Here is a 15,579-nt window from a genome sequence, read left to right as displayed (position 1 = left end):
GGCCTGGAGTTACCGATGCCAGCTCTCTACGTGATGATTCCCGCTGCCTTGCTGATCGTCGCCATCGCCGTGTACATCTTCTTCTGGGCGGTGGACAGCGGTCAGTACGATGACCTCGACGGCCCGGCGCACAGCATCCTCTTTGACGATCAGGACCCCAACCACACCGCCGCGGTGGATGAAGCCAACGCCGGCAAACCGGACGACAAGGCGCCACCCCATGCTTGAACTGGCGCCCCTGCTCGTTTCGGCACTGATCCTCGGCCTGCTCGGTGGCGGCCATTGTCTGGGCATGTGCGGCGGTCTGATGGGCGCGCTGACCCTGGCGATCCCCAAGGAACAGCGCAGCCGGCGCTTTCGCCTGTTGCTGGCTTACAACCTCGGGCGGGTTCTCAGTTACGCCACGGCGGGATTGCTCATCGGCCTGGCCGGCTGGGCCGTCGCCAACAGCCCGGCGGCGCTGGTCATGCGCGTGCTGGCCGGCTTGCTGCTGATTTCCATGGGGTTGTACCTGGCCGGTTGGTGGAGCGGGCTGACCCGTATCGAAGCGCTCGGGCGTGGCTTGTGGCGCTTCATTCAACCGGTGGCGAACCGCTTGCTGCCGGTTTCAAGCCTGCCGCGCGCCTTGCTGCTCGGTGCGCTGTGGGGCTGGCTGCCGTGCGGACTGGTTTACAGCACGCTGTTGTGGAGCGCGAGTCAGGGCAATGCGCTGGACAGTGCGCTGTTGATGCTTGCGTTTGGCCTCGGCACCTGGCCGGTGCTGCTCGCCACCGGGCTGGCGGCTGAACGGGTCACCGCGATCCTGCGCAAACGCAGCGTGCGTATGGCCGGCGGTTTGCTGGTGATTCTGTTTGGTTTGTGGACATTGCCCGGCCCGCATCAGCATTGGCTCATGGGCCATTAAAAGCAAAAGATCGCAGCCTTCGGCAGCTCCTACAGGAGGTCGCATTCCAAGGTAGGAGCTGCCGAAGGCTGCGATCTTTTGACCTTGTGCTGTTGATGCAAATCAACAGCCCCATCGCCGCACCCCGATAGACTCGCCACACTGCCAGCCTATCCGGGGGAATGCCCGCATGCTCGACGCCATTCGTTGGGACTCTGATCTGATCCGCCGCTACGATCTGGCGGGGCCACGCTACACCTCGTACCCGACTGCCGTGCAATTTCACGGGCAGGTCGGCACGTTCGACCTGTTCCACGCCCTGCGCGACAGCCGCAAGGCCCAGCGGCCGTTGTCGCTGTACGTGCATGTGCCGTTCTGCGCGAACATTTGCTACTACTGCGCCTGCAACAAGGTCATCACCAAGGATCGCGGTCGCGCGCAGCCATATCTGCAACGGCTCGAGCAGGAAATCCAGTTGATCGCCTGCCACCTCGACCCGGCGCAAAAAGTCGAGCAACTGCATTTCGGTGGCGGCACGCCGACCTTTCTCAGCCACGACGAACTGCGCCAGCTGATGGCGCACCTGCGCAAGCATTTCAATCTGCTCGATGACGACTCCGGTGATTACGGCATCGAAATCGACCCGCGCGAGGCCGACTGGTCGACCATGGGCCTGCTGCGCGAATTGGGTTTCAACCGGGTCAGCATCGGTCTGCAGGATCTTGATCCGGCGGTGCAGCGCGCGGTCAATCGCCTGCAAAGTCTGGAGGAAACCCGCGCGGTGATCGACGCGGCGCGGACCCTGCAATTTCGCTCGATCAACATCGATCTGATCTACGGCCTGCCGAAGCAGACCCCGGACAATTTCGCCCGCACCGTCGACGAAGTGATAAGCCTGCAACCGGATCGCCTCTCGGTGTTCAACTACGCGCATCTGCCGGAGCGCTTCATGCCGCAACGGCGGATCAACAGCAGCGAATTGCCCAGCCCGGCGCACAAGCTGGAGATGCTGCAGCGCACCATCGAACAACTGATCGCTGCCGGTTACCGCTACATCGGCATGGACCACTTCGCCCTGCCCGATGACGATCTGGCAATTGCCCAGGAGGAACAGACCCTGCAACGCAATTTCCAGGGTTACACCACCCACGGCCATTGCGATCTGATTGGTCTGGGCGTGTCGGCGATCAGCCAGATTGGCGATTTGTACTGCCAGAACAGCAGCGACCTCGCTGCTTATCAGAACAGCCTCGCCAGCGCGCAACTGGCGACCAGTCGCGGCCTGATGTGCAACGCCGACGATCGCTTGCGCCGCGCGGTGATTCAGCAGCTGATCTGTAATTTCAAACTCGAATTCGCTGAAATCGAGCAGCAGTTCAATGTCGACTTCCAGGGCTATTTCGGCGGGCTGTGGCCGCAATTGCAGGGGATGGCCGAGGATGGCCTGATCAGGATTGATCGCGACGGGATCGAGGTGTTGCCGGCGGGCCGATTGCTGGTGCGCTCGGTGTGCATGGTCTTCGATGCGTACCTTGAGCAGCAGAACCGCCAGCGTTTCTCGCGGGTGATCTAAGGCTTGGTCAGCAACGAGCCGACCTTGAGGTTCTGATCAGGGCTCAGCGCCGACTGGTTCATCACTTTCGACAAAGCCAGGTTGGCGGTGATCAGGCCGCTGTTGAGGGCGGCGATGGCTCCACGCAATGCGGCGAGCTTGTTGATCTTTTCTTCATTGGAGAGGGTTTTGTCGGACATCACCGCCGCCATGCGCGCTTTCTTTTCGATAATTTCTTTCTGGATTTTGCGGATCATCTTCAGCAATTGCTGGATGTTCTCCGGTAGGCCGCTGTTGTCGATGTCGCTGTTTTCGCCGCCGACAGCGGCGGATTTGGCGATGGCCGCGCCGGACAGCGACACTTTGACGCCCTCGACCAAGGTCGGGCTTGCCGTTATCGACAGGTCGTCGTCGCGGTCGCTCGCAGCGTCGGTATTGTTTAACTCCGGCGCGGCAGCAACGCCGCTGCTACCGGGGCCTAGCGTGCCAATGGCGGTCATCGGAACCTTCCGTGGATGAATGCTGATAGCTGTTTATCGGCCGCCGGTGCTGCGGCTTTATGTCTGTGGGACAACATCGCCGCGTGCTGGCCTGAATGTCCTTGGGTGGGTTACCCTTACGTCTTATGTGTGTTTTCCCACAAGGATTGAAGAAATGTCCGAGCCAGTCAAACTGCGCGCTCACAACCAGGCCCACTGCAAGGATTGCAGCCTGGCCCCGCTCTGCCTGCCACTTTCTCTGAATCTGGAAGACATGGATGCGCTGGACGAAATCGTTAAACGCGGCCGCCCGCTGAAGAAAGGCGAGTTTCTGTTTCGCCAGGGCGACACCTTCGATTCGGTTTATGCAGTTCGCTCCGGCGCCCTGAAAACCTTCAGCCTGAGCGATGCCGGCGAAGAGCAACTGACTGGTTTCCATCTGCCGAGCGAACTGGTCGGACTGTCGGGCATGGACACCGAGAAACACCCGGTGTCAGCCCAGGCGCTGGAAACCACTTCGGTCTGCGAAATCCCCTTCGAACGCCTCGACGAACTGGCCCTGCAATTGCCGCAACTGCGCCGCCAGTTGATGCGAGTGATGAGCCGCGAGATCCGCGACGACCAGCAAATGATGCTGCTACTGTCGAAGAAGACCGCTGACGAGCGCATCGCCACCTTCCTGGTCAACCTGTCGGCACGCTTCCGCGCTCGCGGCTTCTCGGCCAACCAGTTCCGCCTGAGCATGTCGCGCAATGAAATCGGCAATTACCTGGGTCTGGCGGTGGAAACCGTGTCGCGGGTATTCACGCGCTTCCAGCAGAACGAGCTGATTGCCGCCGAGGGCAAGGAGATCCACATTCTCGATCCGATCCAGCTGTGCGCGCTGGCCGGCGGTTCGATCGAAGGCTGATCACGACCCGCGGTTGAGCGAATCGTTTCAGCCGCGGGTATACTGCGCCGTTTGCAGCCCTGCCAGGACACCCCGATGGTCTTCGACTCCTTCGACATCAAATCCCTGATCCGCCCCGTGATCGACTTTCCCAAGCCGGGCGTGATCTTTCGCGACATCACCCCGTTGTTCCAGTCGCCGACCGCCCTGCGCCTGGTGATGGACAGCTTTGCCCATCGCTACGTCGAAGCCGACTTCACCCACATCGGCGCAATGGACGCCCGTGGTTTCCTGATCGGTTCGGTATTGGCCTATCAGTTGAACAAACCGCTGGTGCTGTTCCGCAAGCAAGGCAAACTGCCGGCGGACGTGCTCGCCGAAGGTTATGCGACCGAATACGGCGAAGCATTTCTGGAAGTGCACGCCGACAGCCTGTGCGAAGGCGATTCGGTGGTGATGTTCGATGACCTGATCGCCACCGGCGGCACGCTGATCGCGGCGGCCAACCTGATTCGCCGCATGGGCGCACGGGTGCATGAGGCTGCGGCGATCATTGATTTGCCGGAGCTGCAAGGTTCGCAGCGTCTTGAGGATATGGGCATCCCGACTTTCTGCCTGACGCAGTTTGCGTTGACTGATAAATAATCAAGAGCAAAAGATCGCAGCCTTCGGCAGCTCCTACATTGGGATGTGCGTTTCCCTGTAGGAGCTGCCGAAGGCTGCGATCTTTTGACTTTAAAGCCCCATCTGCTTGCTGATGATTTCATTCATCACCTCCCGCGTCCCGCCACCAATCGACAGGATGCGATTATCCCGGTACAGCCGCTCCACCAGGCTTTCGCGCATATAACCGAGCCCGCCAAGAATCTGCACCGCCTCCGTCGTAATCCGGTCCGAGGTGTCGGTGGCGAAGTTTTTCGCCATGGAAATTTCCTTGATCACACTCTGCCCTGCCGCCATCTTCGCCGCTTGCCGGTAAGTGAACTCCCGCGACACTTCCAGCGCCGTGGCCATTTCGGCGAGGCGATGCTTGATCACCTGAAACTTGCCGATGGGTTTGCCGAACGCTTCACGCTCGCGCGCCCACTTCAGGCTCTCCTCCAGCGCCAATTGCGCGGTCATGTTGGCCATCAGCGCCAGCGCCAGCCTTTCGCTCTGAAAATTGCCCATGATGCAGGCGAAGCCCATGTTCTCTGCGCCGATCAGATTGCCTACAGGCACGCGGCAATCGTCGAAGAACAATTCAGCGGTATCCGACGCCCACCAACCCATTTTCTTCAGTTGCCGACCGACGCTGAAACCTGGCGTGCCCTTCTCGATCAGCAACAAACTGATGCCGCCAAACCCCGGCGCACCGGTGCGCACCGCGACGGTGTAGAAATCCGCGCGCACGCCGCTGGTGATAAAGGTTTTGCTGCCACTGACCCGGTAGCAATCGCCGTCGCGCACGGCGCGTGTTTGCAGGTTGGCGACGTCGGAGCCGCCACCGGGCTCGGTGACCGCCAAGGCGCTGATCTTTTCGCCGCTGAGGACCAGTGGCACGACCCGCTCGCGAACTTCTGGCCGCGCCCATTTGACGATCGGCGGCAGACCGATATCCAGCGAGCCAAGGCCCGCGACCAGGCCGCCAGAGCCGCAGCGCATCAACTCCTCACTGGCGGCGACCTTGGCGAACAGATCGCCTTCATGGCTACCGCCGAGCGCTTCGGGATAACCAATACCGAGAATGCCCGCCGCTCCGGCCTTGAGGTAAAGCTCGCGAGGAAAGCTTTCGGCTTCTTCCCACTGATCGATGTCCGGCAGGATCTCGCGTTCGACGAAACGTCTGACGCTGTCACGGACCAATTGGTGACTGGGGTCGAAGTATTCCTGAAAGGCAGGCATGGGCGAGCTCCACGGAAGGGTTCGCCGACGTTAACCGAGCGCTTGCTTGGTTTTCAATGAAATTGTGTGAATCAGATAGGCCGCGCCGCGCCATTCGCGAGCAGGCTCGCTCCCACAGGGGATTTGTAAACGACACAAAACCAATGTGGGAGCGAGCCTGCTCGCGAAGGCGTCAAAACAGACACCGCATAATCAGAGGGAAATCGGTTTGCGCCCGGCAAACGAATGCGCCAGCGTGCCGCCATCAACCAGCTCCAGCTCACCGCCCAGCGGTACGCCGTGGGCAATCCGCGAGGCGATCAGGCCTTTGTTCTGCAACAACTGCGCGATGTAATGGGCGGTGGCCTCGCCTTCGACCGTCGGGTTGGTGGCGAGAATGACTTCGGTAAACGTCCCCGCCTCTTCAATCCGCGCCATCAACTGCGGTATGCCGATCGCTTCCGGCCCCAGACCATCAAGCGGCGACAAATGCCCCTTGAGAACAAAATAGCGGCCACGGAATCCGGTCTGCTCCACCGCATAGACATCCATCGGCCCTTCGACCACGCAGAGCAGCGTGTCATCACGGCGCGGGTCGGCGCATTGCGGGCACAGATCGTCTTCGGTCAGCGTGCGGCACTGGCGGCAGTGGCCAACGCCTTCCATGGCCTGGCTCAAGGCCTGCGCCAGACGAATGCCACCGCTGCGATCACGTTCGAGCAACTGCAACGCCATGCGCTGAGCGGTTTTCTGACCCACGCCCGGCAAGGTGCGCAGGGCGTCGATCAGTTGGCGAATCAAAGGGCTGAAGCTCATGGGTAAACAGTCCGACTAAACAACGAGACGCGGTTTATACCCGCGCCTCTGGCCAGCGTCAAATCCTCAGTCTTGGGCGACCCGGACCACCAGTTTGCCGAAGTTGCGCCCTTCCAGCAGACCGATGAACGCCTCGGGCGCCTGCTCCAGGCCTTCGACCACGTCCTCGCGGAATTTCACCTTGCCGTCGCGTACCCACGGCACCATGTGGCTGATGAATTCCGGCTGACGATCACCGTAGTCATCGAAGACGATAAAGCCCTGAATGCGCACACGCTTGGTCAATAGCGTGCGTTGCAGCATGGGCAGGCGATCCGGGCCGGTGGGTGCCTCGGCGGCGTTGTAGCCGGCGATCAGACCGCACAACGGGATGCGCGCCTTGGGGTTGAGCAATGGCACGACCGCGTCGAATACATGGCCGCCGACATTCTCGTAGTAGATGTCGATGCCGTTGGGGCAGGCCTTGGCCAGTTGCTCGGCGAAGTCGTCGGCCTTGTGGTCGATGCAGGCATCAAAACCCAACTCCTCGACCACGTATTTGCACTTCTCGGCCCCGCCAGCCACGCCAACTGCACGCAGGCCTTTGATCTTCGCCACTTGCCCGACCACCGAGCCGACGGCGCCGGACGCAGCGGCCACCACGAGGGTTTCGCCTTCTTTCGGCTGACCGATGTCCATCAGCCCCATGTACGCGGTCATGCCCGGCATGCCCAGCACCCCGAGAGCCATCGACGGACTCGGCAGACCGGCAGGAATCGGCATGATGTTGCGGCCGTCGCTGATGCTGTGGCTCTGCCAGCCAGTCGCACCCACTACCAGATCGCCGGAGTGGAATTTTGGATGATTGGATTGCTCGACCCGGCTGACCGCGCCACCGGTCATGACTTCGCCGATCTGCACGGGTGCGGCGTAGGACGGTGCGTCGCTCATGCGTCCGCGCATGTACGGATCGAGCGACAGGTACAGGGTTTTCAGCAAGACCTGACCATCCTGCAGATCCGGCAAAGCCTCGCGCTCGAGACGGAAGTTTTCCGGAGTCGGCGCACCGGTCGGGCGCGAGGCAAGGACGAAGCGTTGGTTGAGGGTGAGAGGGTCGGACATGTCAGCGTCTCCTGTGAATGGGGAATTCGGTGTATAGGGAGCAGACCTTGGTAGCGGTGGTGTGTTCGATGTTTCTTCAGTTTTGACCGAGGCGCGCCCTTCGCGAGCAGGCTCGCTCCCACAGGGATTGCATTTCCAAGTGTGGGAGCGAGCCTGCTCGCGAAAGCGCCAGTCCTGCCGGCACATGCCCATCATGCAGAAACAAAAATGCCAGGCGCGATGCCTGGCATTTTGTGTAGCTCATCTGCCGCGCAGTGGCGAATCAGAACGGCAGTTTCATACCCGCTGGCAGGTTCATGCCGGCGGTCATGCTGCCCATTTTTTCCTGGCTGTTGGCTTCGATCTTGCGCACGGCGTCGTTGACGGCGGCGGCGACCACGGCTTCCAGCATCTCTTTGTCGTCTTCGCTCAGGCCTTCAACCAGGCTCGGGTCGATGCTCACGCTCTTGACGTCGTGACGACCGGTCATCACCACGGTGACCATGTCGCCGCCGGCCTTGCCGGTGACTTCGGCGTTGGCCAGTTCTTCCTGCATCTTGGCCATTTTTTCCTGCATCTGCTGCGCCTGCTTCATCAGGCCGGCCATGCCACCTTTCATCATGGGAATCACCTCAAACGTACTTGGATAAAACAGCGCCCGGCCATCGCGGCCGAGCGCCTTCAGTTATTAGCCTTGGGTGACCAAGGCGTCGACAGGTTCAATAGTATCGCTTCGCACCACCGCACCGAACTGCTGAACCATCTGCTGGATGAACGGATCACCATGGATCGATTCCTCCGCCTCGCGCTGCCGATTGGCGCGGCGACGGGAAGCGGCCTGGGCCGGGGTTTCCTGTTCGGGTTTGATCAGCTCGATGGTCAGCGTCAGCGTGCGCCCGTGGAACTGGTTCAACGCGTCGTTGAGACGACGCTGTTGCGTAGTGTTGAACAGTGCGCTGTGAGCCGGATCAAGGTGCATCAGCCAATGATCGCCGTCGACCGCAATCAAGGTGCAGTTGGCGGCGATGCTGCCGGTCATGCCGGAAATCGGCAGTTTCGGGAACAGCTCCAGCCACTGAAGGGCCAGACCGGTTGCCGGCGCGGCGGCAGGTTCCGGCTCGGGCTCAGGTTCGGGATCGGCGGCGTGTTCGCTGGCCAGTTCGTCGAGATAGCTGTAGGCCGAATCCATGTCCGGCTCGATGTAGTCCTCGTCCAGCGGCGGTTCGTCGTCCATGTCCATGCCTGGCGTGGCGGCATCGACGTCAGCGACGGACGGCTCGGGAATCGGCGCGGCGGCCCACTCCGGCGCGTCCGGCACCACGCTGTCCGGGGTTGGCAACGGCATTGGCGGCAGCTCGGGCTGTTCGCCAGCGGTTTCCAGCACCGGCTCGACGGCAGGTTGCTGTGCCGGCGCCGGCTCGGGCTCGGCTTCAACCGGGTCGTTCCACGGCAGATCGACCACGGCTTCGACGGCGACCGGCTCAGGCTCCGGTTGCGCTTCGACAACCGGTGCAACAGATTCTGGCTCGGCAGTCGGCGCGGTTACCGGCGCTGGCTCAGCCACGGGCGCTGGCGCTGGCGCAACAGCCGCAGCGACCACCGGCGCAGGCTTCGGCGCGGCAGCCACGGAGTTTGCGGAATCAACTGTGGCCTGGCTGATCCCCACTGGCTTTAGCGGTTGCCTCGGCGCGTCCGCCGTATCCGCCGGGCGGAACGCCAGCATTCGCAGCAGGACCATCTCGAAGCCGCCACGCGGGTCCGGCGCCAGCGGCAAGTCGCGGCGGCCAATCAGGCCCATCTGGTAATAGAACTGCACGTCCTCGGCCGGCAACGCCTGGGCCAAAGCCAATACGCGATCACGGTCGCCGTGGCCGTTGTCGACGCCTTCCGGCAGCGCCTGAGCGATGGCCACACGGTGCAGCACGTTGAGAATTTCCGAGAGCACGCCGTTCCAGTCCGGACCTTGCTCGGCCAGATGCCGCACGGCTTCGAGCAGCGCCTTGGCGTCACCCTCGATCAATGAATGCAGAACGTCGTAGACCTGACCGTGATCCAGGGTGCCGAGCATCGCCCGCACGTCAATAGCCAGCACCTTGCCTTCGCCGAAAGCAATGGCCTGATCGGTCAGGCTCATGGCGTCGCGCATCGAGCCGTCAGCAGCGCGGCCAAGCAGCCACAGTGCATCGTCTTCAAACGGTACGTTTTCCGCCGTGAGCACGTGGGTCAAATGCTCGACCACACGCTCGGGCGTCATGTTCTTCAGGGAGAACTGCAGGCAGCGCGAAAGAATCGTTGCCGGAAGTTTCTGCGGATCGGTGGTCGCCAGGATGAACTTGACGTAGGGCGGCGGCTCTTCAAGGGTTTTCAGCAGCGCATTGAAGGAATGGCTGGAAAGCATGTGCACTTCGTCGATCAGGTAGACCTTGAAGCGCCCACGGCTTGGCGCGTACTGCACATTGTCGAGCAGTTCGCGGGTATCTTCGACCTTGGTGCGGCTGGCGGCGTCGATCTCGATCAGGTCGACGAAACGGCCTTCGTCGATCTCGCGGCACACCGAACATTCGCCGCAGGGGCTGGAGGTGATACCGGTCTCGCAGTTCAGGCACTTGGCAATGATCCGCGCGATGGTGGTCTTGCCGACCCCGCGCGTCCCGGTGAACAGATAGGCGTGGTGCAGCCGCTGGCTGTCCAAGGCATTGATCAGAGCCTTGAGCACATGGGTCTGGCCGACCATTTCGCGGAACGAGCGCGGACGCCATTTACGTGCAAGAACCTGATAACTCATCGAAAACCGTCGCAGCGAAGGAAGCAGAAGCGGCTAATGCTAGCGGAGCAAGGGCAAAATTGCATCCGGTGTCCTCGTCTAATATGGCTAAGCTGCATCAGCAGAGGCTTTTATCGGCTCGGGACGGCGAATGACCGGAGCGTTTATGCGGTGGGCCCTGGGGGCATTGCTGGGAATCAGCCTCAACGCGATGGCAGCGCAAGCGCCGTTGCGCTTCGCCGTGCCGGACAGCTGGGCGATGCCGATGGTGCAACTGGAAAGCGGCAGGCCGACCCAGGGCATCCTGCACGACATCCTCCTCAGCCTGGCCACGCAGGTCGGCGCGCCGGCGCAGTTCATCGTCCTGCCGCGTGCGCGGGTCCAGAGCGCCATGGAACACGGCGACATCGACGTGCGCTGCTATGCCGCACAGTCGTGGCTGCCGAATCAGTCCGGCGATTACATCTGGAGCGTGCCGCTGTGGTTTCAGCGCGACCTGCTTGTCAGCCGCGAAGATAAATCGGCGCAGATCAATCCCGCCGATCTGCCGCGACAGGCCATCGGCACCGTCCTCGGTTACAGCTACCCGACCCTGCAATCACTGTTCGACGCCGACCGGTTGCAACGCGAAGACGCGCGCAATCAGGAGCAGGTGCTGGAAAAGCTCCTCGCCGGCCGTTATCGCTACGCGGTGAGCAATCAGTGGACGCTGGACTGGATCAATCAGCGCCTGCTGCCGGAGCAGCAGTTGCGAGGGGTCGCGGTGCTGCAGGAACAGCATATCGGCTGCTATGTGAGGAACGATCCGAAGGTGCCGGTGCAGCGGATTCTGCGCACGTTGCTGCGGATGAAAATGTCCGGCGAGATAGACGAGATCATCCGGCTCTACACCGGCACCTCCGAACACACCCCATAACCCTGTAGGAGTGAGCCTGCTCGCGATAGCGGTGTATCAGTCAAATGATGATTGGCTGGCCGGACGCTATCGCGAGCAGGCTCACTCCTACAGGGGGATATTAATAGCCGTGCGATTCGCGGAATTTCTGGTAATCGTGAAAGTCGATCCACTCGACTACGTCGTAAGGCAGGTACAGCTGTTGTCGGGCGCGGGAAATGGCGATGTAGACGGCACAGATGCGCTGATCGAACTCATAGGCGTCCTTGAATTTCTCATTGCTGAGCAAGGCCCGCGTCAACAGCACCCGTTTGAACTCCATGCCACCGGCCCGTTCGGCCATCATCAACAGACAGGCCTTGCCTGGGTCGATGATCTTCTGGCTCAGTCGAGTCAGGTCGGCAATCATGAAGCCTTCTTGCAGTTGCGCTTCGATCCACAAAAACGCCTCGTCGAAACGATGGGTCTCACGCACCTGCTGCCAGTCGGCCATGTCGCTGAAAAACGGGTGCGGCCCTTTCTCGCTGGACCCGGCGCTGTAGAAATCGCGGCGGAACAGCTCGATGGCGGTGGTCATGAAATGCTTGATGTCGTCCTGCGCTTCCTTGTCGGGAAAACTGAAGGCGCAACTGGAATCATGCAGGTGGATGGCCCACATCATCGTGTCCCACGGTGACGCAGTCAGCACCACGCAACCCTCCGGCGGCACGAAGGCTTGCGGGTAGTACTCGATATCGACGTCAGCATGGCGAGCACCTTCAAACGGCACTTTGCTCTTCTGCGTGTGGCGCGAGATCAGCGGGTTGACCAGGCGCTCGACATTGCGCCCCGAGCGCACCGAATAGCAGATATCGCTCTGGCGAACCTCACGCTTGCGCTTGAGCGGCTCGCCCTTGGCCTGCTGATATTCATCGCCGAGGGTGATCAGCACCTGCTGCCCGCGTTCGATAATCTGCAGCAGCGACGCCGGCACATCCTGGCTTTCGTCGATGATCACATGGGTGTAGCGCGGCGGGACGCGGCAACCGGCCAGACTGGCGCGCTTGATCATCAACAACGTCTGAAAACCGCTCTGGCTGGCCCAGGCCGGGTTGGCCTCCAGATACACCCACAGGCGACTGGAATACTCCAGCAGCGCCTGCGAGTCTGCGGCGGTCAAGGGCTGCTGGAAATGGGGCAGATGCCTGGCGGACAGCGTGTGGTCTCTCGACGCGCAATACAGCTCCAGCACTCGCAGACAGACCTCGAGCGTGCCCGGGCAATCATGGTGGCGGAAACCAAAAATATTCAGTTCCTGCGCCAGCGCCTGCTTGCTCGGGATCCGCGCAGGCGTCCCGGCCCTGTGCATCCGTGGGCCAAGCAGCTGGGCCTGGGCAAAGTCGAAAAACGTCTGACCGATCTCGGTGTTGTGCACTTGCGTGATGTGTTTGCGCAACGTCGCCAGTTTCGCCGGGGTGCGCGCCAGCACCAGGGTGCGTTTCGAGCGCAGGCATTCGATCAGCGCACTGAGCATGTAGCTCTTGCCGATGCCCGCATAGCCCTGCACGTGCAGGTCTTCGTCGAGATTGGCGCGAAAGGTCCGCAGCAGCTTGTCCTGCGCGGCGCTTAACCAGTGCTCACGCTCACGAGGCGTGACCATTTGCTGACTGAACGGGTTGTTCTGTTTCTGATGGCGAATCTTGTAGTCGACATCCCATTGCCCGTCGCGCAACAGGTATTCCTGCGCAGTGACTTCGTCAGCCATGAGAAACCGCAGGTTCAGGCCTTTGAGCGCATTGAGGCCGAAATACAGTTTGCGCGAATCGAACAATCGCCGCGCCTCTGAAATCAGTCCCGTCGATCCAGAGCGCCGGGAGGTGACGGACCAGTCAATGAGTCTGGCGAGAATTTTCTCTGCCGCGTTGGCGCTCAAATCCTGCTCCGTGGCCTGGGCGAGGTTCTGGATAACCAGCAGCGCCGCCAGTTCCGGGTCAGTCAGGTCGGCCAGTGCCGCTTCACCCTCGGGCTGCAACAACGCCGTACATGCATCATGGGTAATCGGTAGAAGTACCGGGGTGGCCAAATCAAAATGTTCCGGGTGCATACAACCTCGCCGCCTGGGCTTTGACACAACACCAGATCAGTCCTGGTCATTCTCGTCGCGCAGTTCATGGGTGGGCGGCAAGCATCCCTCATTGCCGGTCTCGGGGTGGATCCGCAGCTCGAAGGAGTAGTCGCCCAGCGTGCCGGACATGCCGCGTCGAGCTGCGCAGTCGGTCATCGAGCCCGCATCGATCTGTGCCTGCACTTCGTAGAGCGCCATTTCGAGCAGTTTGCGCAAGTGTTCAGGGCTTTGAGCGCTGGCGTGCAATTGCAGGTCGTACTGGCCGGCCCTCGGTTGAGCGGCGGGCTGGTCCTGCACCGCGACCGGCTGCGCCGTTTCTTCAACCGCGTTGAACACGGTCGAAGCCGCCAGGATCGCGGCGTGCTCTTCATCCATCAGGTCGAGCAAGCGCGACAGCTCCAGGGTTCGCTCGGGCTGTTCCCGCATCTGTTCCTTGACTTCCAGACGACGCAACTGCCATTCGCGCAGTTTTTCCCGAGTCAGATCGTCAATTTCACCCACTTGCCTTACCTCTCGATGCCAGGCGAGGGAGTATGCCACTGTTCAGCTTCGACAGCCGCACGGCCAACGGGACGCTACGCTGCTGATCTGAGCGTTTCTGATAGCAGATCAACGCCAAAAGCCAAATCACAGGCATAAAAAAACCGCAGTGGGCGAAACCCATGCAGTTCTGTCTGAAGCCTTCGATGGTTCGTTAAGGTGGTGCCCCCACCAGCCACACCCCGGCACACAATGTTCCCGCTGTGGCTGCTTCCTTCCGGATCTGACCAGGTTCACGGGTAATCGTTGCGGGGGGACCGATGGGGTCACCATAACGACGCTTGCCTGTCGGCGAGCCGCGCCATTGTACCTGTCTGAGATGAAGTTACAACCGTTGGTTGCAGATAAAAAATATGAACGGGTTCAAGGACATAAAGATCGCAGCCTTCGGCGGCTCCTACAGGGCCAGAACTTCGTCTGCACGACCGCCCGCCTGCTGGATCACCAGATGAATGAAGTGCAGCTTGGCGATCGCCGCTGCCGGCAGTACGAACGGATAGAAATCCGGCTGGCCCATGCTGCGCGACAGTTCGTTGAGCATGCCGGCCAGTTCGATCCATGCGTTGACGAATGACAGGAACGCGCTCCCGCCGGGGTGCTCCGGGTCGTACAGGGTGCTGGTCGGAAACGGCTGGTAATCGAAGTCCATTTCCCGCGCGCTCATGCCGAAACCCAGCGCAGTGTCTACGGCGTCCATCATGTGCAGGTAATGCGCCCAGGTTTCCGCCCAGTCTTCCCACGGGTGCATGGTCGCGTAGGCACTGACGTAATGCTGCGGCCAGTCCAGCGGTGCGCCTTGCTGATAATGCCGGTCCAGCGCCTCGGCGTAACTGGCGCGTTCGTCGCCGAACAGGTTGCGGAATGCGCCGAGCCAGGGGCCGTTGGCGATCAGGCGATCCCAGTAATAGTGCCCGACCTCATGGCGAAAATGCCCGAGCAGCGTGCGATAGGGCTCGTGCATTTGCGCCCTGACCTGCTCGCGATGGGCATCGTCGGCTTCCTGGATGTCGAGAGTGATCAGACCGTTGGCATGACCGGTCATTGGTGCGTTGCCTTGCAGGTCGACTCCGATGAAGTCGAACGCCAGCCCGGTTTCTTCATCCACGGTTTTCGCGATCACCGGCAGGCCGAGGGTGATCAATTGCGCGACCAGTCGACGCTTGGCGATCTCGACCTTGCGCCAGCGCTCGGGGTTTTCCGGGACGGACAGGTCGGGGATGGTGCGGTTGAGGCTGCAAGCGATGCACAAGGTGTCGTGATCGTTGGCCGGCAGCAGCCAGTTGCAGGCGGCGGGCATGTCGAGGTTGGCGCAGCGGCGGAACAGGCCGGCGTCGGGATCGACGTCGAGTGTCCAGGTGCCCTCTTCCGGCCCAGGCTGCAGCGAGGTCAGGCGACTTTGTTCAGGTTGATAACCGAGCAAGGCGTTACAGGCCAGGCACTGGCTGTTGCGAAAGAACAGCGACTGGCCACAACGGCACGGCCAGACTTTGCTGTTGCGTGAGGATCCGGCCACGAACGGCGCGATGATGCGGGAACTGAGCTGCTCGAAAAAGCGGTGCATGGCGATCTCTCCCTGGGACTGGCCAAGACTAGATCATCCTCAAGACAACATCGTTCCCGAATACCGCGCGCTACCCGATGACACCGCCATTGGGCGAGGGAGCTCGCTCCCGCTCGGTCGCAAATCCAGCATCCGCGGTTTGCCTGCAAGGGT

At 61.4% G+C, this 15,579-nt stretch carries 15 protein-coding genes and 1 other RNA gene; 6 read left to right on the top strand and 10 right to left on the bottom strand.

Going from position 1 to position 15,579, the window contains the following annotated elements; all coding sequences use genetic code 11:
- Positions 1 to 15: 15 nt before the first annotated feature.
- The 3 genes from ccoS to hemN all read left to right on the top strand — a co-directional run bounded on the left by ccoS (position 16) and on the right by hemN (position 2,456).
- A complete protein-coding gene (gene ccoS / locus QRN33_RS02690; RefSeq protein WP_039763029.1) occupies positions 16 to 228 on the top strand; it encodes a cbb3-type cytochrome oxidase assembly protein CcoS in 213 nt (70 codons plus the stop codon).
- Complete coding sequence (locus tag QRN33_RS02685; protein WP_064363874.1) at positions 221 to 904, top strand: sulfite exporter TauE/SafE family protein; 684 nt, start codon at positions 221 to 223, stop codon at positions 902 to 904. The genes ccoS and QRN33_RS02685 overlap by 8 nt, the downstream gene beginning before the upstream one ends.
- Positions 905 to 1,073: 169 nt before the next feature.
- Positions 1,074 to 2,456: an oxygen-independent coproporphyrinogen III oxidase gene (hemN, locus tag QRN33_RS02680; RefSeq protein WP_285406736.1), complete on the top strand. Its 1,383-nt coding sequence runs from the start codon at positions 1,074 to 1,076 to the stop codon at positions 2,454 to 2,456.
- On the opposite strand, the gene QRN33_RS02675 is transcribed toward hemN, so the two are convergent.
- Positions 2,453 to 2,935: a hypothetical protein gene (locus QRN33_RS02675; protein WP_064363872.1), complete on the bottom strand. Its 483-nt coding sequence runs from the start codon at positions 2,933 to 2,935 to the stop codon at positions 2,453 to 2,455. The genes hemN and QRN33_RS02675 overlap by 4 nt on opposite strands.
- 154 nt (positions 2,936 to 3,089) lie before the next feature.
- On the opposite strand from QRN33_RS02675, the gene fnr reads away from it, so the two are divergent.
- Positions 3,090 to 3,824 (top strand): fumarate/nitrate reduction transcriptional regulator Fnr, encoded by a 735-nt coding sequence (gene fnr, locus QRN33_RS02670; RefSeq protein ID WP_016773865.1) that lies wholly within the window; start codon positions 3,090 to 3,092, stop codon positions 3,822 to 3,824.
- 75 nt (positions 3,825 to 3,899) lie between these two features.
- Positions 3,900 to 4,448 (top strand): adenine phosphoribosyltransferase, encoded by a 549-nt coding sequence (locus tag QRN33_RS02665; protein WP_007918333.1) that lies wholly within the window; start codon positions 3,900 to 3,902, stop codon positions 4,446 to 4,448.
- A 90-nt stretch (positions 4,449 to 4,538) separates the two neighbouring features.
- On the opposite strand, the gene QRN33_RS02660 is transcribed toward QRN33_RS02665, so the two are convergent.
- The 5 genes from QRN33_RS02660 to dnaX all read right to left on the bottom strand — a co-directional run bounded on the left by QRN33_RS02660 (position 4,539) and on the right by dnaX (position 10,347).
- A complete protein-coding gene (locus QRN33_RS02660) occupies positions 4,539 to 5,687 on the bottom strand; it encodes an acyl-CoA dehydrogenase family protein (RefSeq protein WP_285406729.1) in 1,149 nt (382 codons plus the stop codon).
- 192 nt (positions 5,688 to 5,879) lie between these two features.
- Positions 5,880 to 6,482, bottom strand: coding sequence for a recombination mediator RecR (recR, locus tag QRN33_RS02655; RefSeq protein ID WP_285406727.1), 603 nt, complete (start codon positions 6,480 to 6,482; stop codon positions 5,880 to 5,882).
- Positions 6,483 to 6,548: 66 nt separating this feature from the next.
- Positions 6,549 to 7,583 (bottom strand): NADPH-dependent curcumin/dihydrocurcumin reductase, encoded by a 1,035-nt coding sequence (gene curA, locus QRN33_RS02650; RefSeq protein ID WP_285406725.1) that lies wholly within the window; start codon positions 7,581 to 7,583, stop codon positions 6,549 to 6,551.
- A 262-nt stretch (positions 7,584 to 7,845) separates the two neighbouring features.
- On the bottom strand, positions 7,846 to 8,184 hold the full coding sequence (locus QRN33_RS02645) for a YbaB/EbfC family nucleoid-associated protein (RefSeq protein ID WP_003223337.1): 339 nt from the start codon (positions 8,182 to 8,184) through the stop codon (positions 7,846 to 7,848).
- Positions 8,185 to 8,250: 66 nt separating this feature from the next.
- Positions 8,251 to 10,347 carry a DNA polymerase III subunit gamma/tau gene (gene dnaX, locus QRN33_RS02640; RefSeq protein WP_285406722.1) on the bottom strand — a complete coding sequence of 699 codons (2,097 nt, stop codon included), beginning with the start codon at positions 10,345 to 10,347 and terminating at the stop codon, positions 8,251 to 8,253.
- Positions 10,348 to 10,492: 145 nt separating this feature from the next.
- Here dnaX and QRN33_RS02635 point away from each other — a divergent pair, with 145 nt between their 5' ends.
- Positions 10,493 to 11,242 carry a substrate-binding periplasmic protein gene (locus QRN33_RS02635; RefSeq protein ID WP_042608427.1) on the top strand — a complete coding sequence of 250 codons (750 nt, stop codon included), beginning with the start codon at positions 10,493 to 10,495 and terminating at the stop codon, positions 11,240 to 11,242.
- 100 nt (positions 11,243 to 11,342) lie between these two features.
- Here QRN33_RS02635 and QRN33_RS02630 read toward each other — a convergent pair whose 3' ends face one another.
- The 4 genes from QRN33_RS02630 to QRN33_RS02615 all read right to left on the bottom strand — a co-directional run bounded on the left by QRN33_RS02630 (position 11,343) and on the right by QRN33_RS02615 (position 15,426).
- Positions 11,343 to 13,304: a hypothetical protein gene (locus tag QRN33_RS02630; RefSeq protein WP_285406719.1), complete on the bottom strand. Its 1,962-nt coding sequence runs from the start codon at positions 13,302 to 13,304 to the stop codon at positions 11,343 to 11,345.
- 36 nt (positions 13,305 to 13,340) lie between these two features.
- Positions 13,341 to 13,826 carry a hypothetical protein gene (locus QRN33_RS02625; protein WP_285406716.1) on the bottom strand — a complete coding sequence of 162 codons (486 nt, stop codon included), beginning with the start codon at positions 13,824 to 13,826 and terminating at the stop codon, positions 13,341 to 13,343.
- Positions 13,827 to 14,031: 205 nt separating this feature from the next.
- Positions 14,032 to 14,128, bottom strand: an RNA gene (ffs, locus tag QRN33_RS02620) — signal recognition particle sRNA small type.
- A 134-nt stretch (positions 14,129 to 14,262) separates the two neighbouring features.
- The gene (locus tag QRN33_RS02615) at positions 14,263 to 15,426 is read right to left on the bottom strand and encodes a zinc-binding metallopeptidase family protein (RefSeq protein ID WP_042608430.1); all 1,164 of its coding nucleotides are present in this window, start codon (positions 15,424 to 15,426) and stop codon (positions 14,263 to 14,265) included.
- Positions 15,427 to 15,579: the final 153 nt, after the last annotated feature.

It is taken from the genome of Pseudomonas sp. FR229a, assembly GCF_030209115.1.
In the GTDB taxonomy this organism is placed as follows: Bacteria; Pseudomonadota; Gammaproteobacteria; order Pseudomonadales; family Pseudomonadaceae; genus Aquipseudomonas; species Aquipseudomonas moraviensis_A.
Note: the sequence above shows the minus strand (reverse complement) of the source record. Positions and strands in the feature narration are given on the sequence as shown.